Genomic DNA, 5,087 nt, shown 5'->3' with positions numbered 1-5,087 from the left:
TCATCAGCTTGGGCTGCTCAAAAGGGATGGCATCATCTCCAGGCTCACCCTTTGTCCACTTTCGGGCAGAACGACCTTTCCAAAGCCTTAGCTCAAGTTGCTCATTCAAAAGAGAAAGGTCTCGGCACCGAACAATCATTGCAGCAACAGACACCCTCCACCTGGATTTTAGCGAGAGCAGATTGTCAAGGGTTGGCCATACCACTTCTTGAGAGAAGCTATCAGGCGGCAGCAAGAAAGCACTAGCAAACCGGTGTGCCTGCTCTTCCAATAGATTGTAGAGCTCACTTTTGGCGTACTGGCTTGCCGCGATGCGAGAATGAAGCACGATATGACCTAATTCGTGGGCAGCATCGAAGCGACTGCGGATCGCGTTCGCCTTATCCTCCGCAATCAGGACGTAAGGTCGACCGTCTATAACAGAAACATGAGAAACGCCATCCATTTTCACATGCCCCAAAGTGGCTCGCGTACAAATAATTCCCGCGTTCTCCATCACCTGTATTACATTAGGGATTGGAGCTGTGCCCAGCTTCCACCGTAAACGGCACTCCCGCGCAACTTCCTCTATCTCTTCATCACTGATCAAACGGCAGTCAGTCGCATCAAGCATTGGAATATTGACCGGAGGCCAGTCCATCGCACCCTGGAAAAAGTCAGATACTTCCTGAAGCCAGGAAAGATAAAGCTTCGACCTTTCACGTGCCTGCTTGTGGGCAGAAGCTTGGGAGCGAAAAAAATAGGGGCGTATATCCTTTTCACTCACCTGAGGCAGCGGTTTAAGAAACCATTGTCGAGAGACACCAAACACCTGACACAAACGGCCAAAGGATTCAGCTTCTGGAAGCTGCGAGCCTTTTTCCCAAGCAGACAACGTACTGGAAGAGCGGCCAATCTGCTCTCCCAGTTCAGCAAGAGTCAAGCTATGAGCTGAACGCAACTGCTTTAACCGCAGCCCCTGAAAGCCCTCAACGCCTGTTCTCATATCAGCCCTTGTCACCTTCGTTCATGTCTTGATTTTCTGCGTCGCGCATCCTATCACGCAGTTTCGGATAAGCGATATCGGGAAGAGCCTCCTCCTCACCATAGTACTGCCAGAGCTGGCTGACATCCGTCCACAAGTGGTAACTGGTTGGATGATCGCTATAGGGCACAGCAATAACACAACTAAGAGGGCGACTATGGTCCCGTTCAGTCCACTTGGCTGTGTACGGAAGCAGCAGGGCATGAAGCGAATCTTCGTTTGCCCCAAAAGGGGGAACAAACGGTTCGAATAGGTCGGGGTGTTGTTGACGCAACCTCTCATTCTCTTGGCGGAGATCGCGCCTGAACTTTGCCTCCCTGATTGGCGGCGTCCTATCTAACGTGATGACGCTGGTTGTGATCTGAATGGTCCCAGCTCGAACCAGAGCAAAATGACCTCCTGCTGGGCGCGTCGTGCGGTTAATCACCTCAAAATTATCATCTTTAGGGAGATCTAGGAGGGCCTCCTGAACCATGAAGTGGTGTGACTGGGGGCCGGGCCCAACTAGCGGCACATGCCGGTAAGTATCATTCAAGTGTTTATCGCTCTTGCTAAAGGCTGCCTCAATGCTCTCCAGCAAGCCCTGCAAGCGGTCCCGGGGTAGCTCCTGGCAAATGAAGCGGCAGATTTCTTCTTGGTTCACGGCAGGCCCTCAGTCTTCAGTTTCGGTAATGCGGATTATTGCATCTATTTTTCCTGTTATCTAGTTTCGCGTTCCATAGATCAGAAATGAGGTCGGATGACGGATTGAGGCGGTCTAGCGGGGTGCCACAGCCCCAAGATGCTCTGCCCGTGCCGTCTGATTCTATGCTCAAGGTCGAAATACAAGGGCAGCAAAACGGCTCTGACGCCCCCTCAATGACTTCCAAGACTTGGCTTACTATGGCGCCTGACTACAGAAGACCGACCTGACTCAACCCACTTTCCAAATAATTTCAAACACATATCACCTCCATGAAGCCAGGAAGGAATGGCCTTCCTGCCCCCATCTCATGGAGGTTTCATGATCATTCAATGTCCGTCCTGCCGCTCTATCCGGGTCATCGCCCTGCAAAATGGCCGCAAGGTCGGCGGGACTGTTGGCACGGCTGCCGGCGCTGCCAGTGGGTTTGCCATGGCGACCAGTGGTGCTCGTGTGGGTGCCACCGTCGGCCTGGCGTTTGGGCCTGCTGGCTCCGCCATCGGAGGCATCGCCGGTGCTGTGCTTGGCGGCTTGGCTGGAGGTGTAGCCGGCGGTGAAGCCGGTGCCGCGCTGGGGGCCAAGCTCGACGAGACCTATCTCGACAACCTGGAATGCCTGGACTGCGGTCACAGCTTCCGCCTCGACTCTGAGTAATCCCCCTCTTTCCTTTACTAAATACTCTGAAGCCCGCCTTGTGCGCGCTTCTTTATGCCGTTTTGGAGGCCTGAATGGATATTCCCACTTTCGTAAAGAACGAGCAGGGCCTGTACCACGTACAGGGCTGCGTGAAGCCCGAGGAAATTGTCAGCACCGCCGCTTCCATCTTGCTCGATGAGCTCACCGACCGGGAAGCGCTGACCGCGCCCACCGATGTTGCCCAGTTCCTGCAGCTGGCTCTGGCACAGGAGAAGAACGAGGTCTTCTCCGCCATCTTCCTCAACAACAAGCACAAGGTGCTCAGTTTTGAGACCTTGTTCAACGGCACCATTGATAGCTCTGCTGTTTACCCCCGCGTGGTGGTGCAGCGTGCTCTGGACTGCAATGCCGCTGCCGTCATCTTTGCCCATAACCACCCCTCCGGATGCAGTGAGCCCTCCACTGCCGACCGGCAAATCACCAAACGCCTCAAGGACGCCCTCGCACTGATTGATGTGCGGGTGCTGGACCACTTTGTGGTGTCCCGTTCCGGCTACGTCAGTCTCGCCGAGCGCGGCTGGCTCTAACCCTGCCCTTTGGGCATTTCTTAGTTATTAGGAGATTCACCATGGCACATCTTGTCGAAAGCATGGCCTATGTAGGCCGCACCCCCTGGCATGGGCTGGGCAACCAGCTGGCCAGCCAACAACCGCTGGAAGTCTGGATGCGGGAAGCCTGCATGGATTGGGAGATCCGTGAGACCCCGGTTCGCTTTATCAGTAGCGAGGCCGGTACGCTCGGGCAGATCTCGTCCTTCCCGGATCAGAAAGTGCTGTTCCGTTCTGATAATCAGGAGCCCCTGTCGGTAGTGAGTAACCGCTTCAAGGTGGTTCAGCCCCGTGAGGTGCTGGAGTTCTACCGGGATCTCACCGAGCAATCCGGCTTCGAGCTGGAGACCGCTGGCGTATTGAAAGGTGGCCGCAAGCTGTGGGCACTGGCGCGAACAGGCCAGTCCGGGACGTTGGCCGGGAATGACCAAACCAACGGTTATGTGCTGCTGGCTACCGCCTGTGACGGCACCCTGGCGACAACTGCGCAGTTCACCAGTATCCGCGTCGTATGCAACAACACCCTGGCGGTGGCGCTGAATGGCAACACCCATGCGGTGAAGGTACGTCACAACACCACCTTTGATCCGCAGTCTGTGAAGAAACAGCTGGGTATCTCAGTCTCTGCCTGGGATGACTTCATGTATCGCCTGAAGGCCCTCAGCGAGCGCCGCATCACCCGCAAGACCGCCGAGAAGGTCATGCAGACTATCTTCACAGATACCGGCTATCAGCCATCGGGCATGCCGGCGAAGGCCAACGAGCAGGCTATGAAGAAAGCCATGACTCTGTATGAGGGGACTGGTCGCGGGTCGGAGCTGGCGTCCGCCAAGAACACGGCCTACGGCCTGCTCAATGCGGTGACTGAGTTCGTGGACCATGAGCGTCGTGCCCGCAGCACCGACAACCGGCTGGACTCAGCCTGGTTCGGCAAGGGTGCCCAGATCAAGCAACGCGCTCTGGAACAAACCTCCCTGCTGGTCGCCTGACCCCGGTTAGATCTTTTCTTCTCCCTCTCTATTCCCGCTTCAAAGCAACCTGGAGAACACCATGAATTTGAAATGGCTCTACCGCCTGTTGGCGGTATGGGACTGTCGCCCTATGCCTGCTGAATTGGCAGCGGTGTGGGGCGCGTTCCTGCATGAAGGCCTGATGTGCCACCCCGGCGATCCGGGACGCAGTCGCCGCATCCTGGAGACCTGGGACAGTGGCTGCATCGAGCTGATCATCGCCTCGTGCGAATACCTGGACCCACTGTGGCAAACCGTCTCCCACATCTGGTTCGAGCCCCGTGGGCGCCCCGGCATCTTCGAGTATGAAGTGGTCAGTGAGTTGGGCGAATGGCTGGGTGAGCAACTGCTCACTACCGGCCAACTCCCCAGCGACAAGCAAGCTGAACGCTATATCGAAGCGTTGGTGAATGACTTCTTCGAGATCGGTGATGAGTCACCCTCGTCGTCAGGCCGCGCCGCATGATGCCATTTAGGCATCACTCACTCTCCATCCCCTTCCCTTACTTCTAGCCCCGGCCATTGTGCCGGGGCTTTTCTTTGTCAGGAGAACACTCATGGCACAACCGAAAAGCACAACTCCTACCCAGCGCCCGGCACTGCGCCTTGTCTCTACCAAGCAGATGAGCCGGGAGGACTGGCTGAAGATCCGCAAGCAGGGCATTGGCGCCAGTGATGCGGCTGCCGCCGTCGGCATCAGCCCGTACCAGTCACCGCTGGAGCTGTGGATGATCAAGACCGGGCGCGATGGTCTGTTACCCGCGCCTGATCCCGATGACATCCAATCGCCGCTCTACTGGGGCACCCTGCTGGAGCCCAAGGTGGCCGAGGCTTACGCCAAGATCACCGGCAACAAGGTTCGGCGGGTGAATTCCGTTCTGCAGCACCCGGATGAAGACAAGCCCTGGATGCTCGCCAATCTGGATTACGCCGTGGTGGGTAACGATGACGTACAGATCCTCGAGTGCAAAACCACCGGCCAGTACGGCGCCAAGCTCTGGGCCGATGGGGTTCCCGAGTACATCCAATGCCAAGTGCAGCATCAGCTAGCGGTCACCGGAAAGCAGGCTGCCGATGTGGCCGTGTTGATCTGCGGACAGGAGTTGCAGATTCATCGGATCGAACGG

At 56.7% G+C, this 5,087-nt stretch carries 7 protein-coding genes; 5 read left to right on the top strand and 2 right to left on the bottom strand.

Annotation, left to right across the window (positions count from 1 at the left end; genetic code table 11):
- The coding region (locus A3730_RS19930) for an ImmA/IrrE family metallo-endopeptidase (protein ID WP_063538763.1) at nt 1-985 on the bottom strand (985 nt) is incomplete at its 3' end.
- A gap of 1 nt (nt 986) precedes the next feature.
- The gene (locus tag A3730_RS19925; protein WP_063520508.1) at nt 987-1,667 is read right to left on the bottom strand and encodes a hypothetical protein; all 681 of its coding nucleotides are present in this window, start codon (nt 1,665-1,667) and stop codon (nt 987-989) included.
- 360 nt (nt 1,668-2,027) lie between these two features.
- On the opposite strand from A3730_RS19925, the gene A3730_RS19920 reads away from it, so the two are divergent.
- The 5 genes from A3730_RS19920 to A3730_RS19900 form a co-directional block, all read left to right on the top strand.
- Nucleotides 2,028-2,360 carry a hypothetical protein gene (locus A3730_RS19920; RefSeq protein WP_063520509.1) on the top strand — a complete coding sequence of 111 codons (333 nt, stop codon included), beginning with the start codon at nt 2,028-2,030 and terminating at the stop codon, nt 2,358-2,360.
- A gap of 74 nt (nt 2,361-2,434) precedes the next feature.
- Nucleotides 2,435-2,929, top strand: coding sequence for a DNA repair protein RadC (gene radC, locus A3730_RS19915; RefSeq protein ID WP_063520510.1), 495 nt, complete (start codon nt 2,435-2,437; stop codon nt 2,927-2,929).
- A gap of 41 nt (nt 2,930-2,970) precedes the next feature.
- Entirely contained in the window at nt 2,971-3,939 is a 969-nt protein-coding gene (locus A3730_RS19910) for a DUF932 domain-containing protein (RefSeq protein ID WP_063538761.1), read from the top strand.
- A gap of 61 nt (nt 3,940-4,000) precedes the next feature.
- Entirely contained in the window at nt 4,001-4,426 is a 426-nt protein-coding gene (locus A3730_RS19905) for a hypothetical protein (RefSeq protein ID WP_063521644.1), read from the top strand.
- A 91-nt stretch (nt 4,427-4,517) separates the two neighbouring features.
- Nucleotides 4,518-5,087, top strand: a 570-nt coding sequence (locus A3730_RS19900) for a YqaJ viral recombinase family protein (protein ID WP_197477538.1), incomplete at its 3' end; no start/stop codon positions are given.

It is taken from the genome of Alcanivorax sp. HI0044 (genome assembly GCF_001634945.1).
This window is presented reverse-complemented; position numbering and strand designations above follow the sequence as displayed.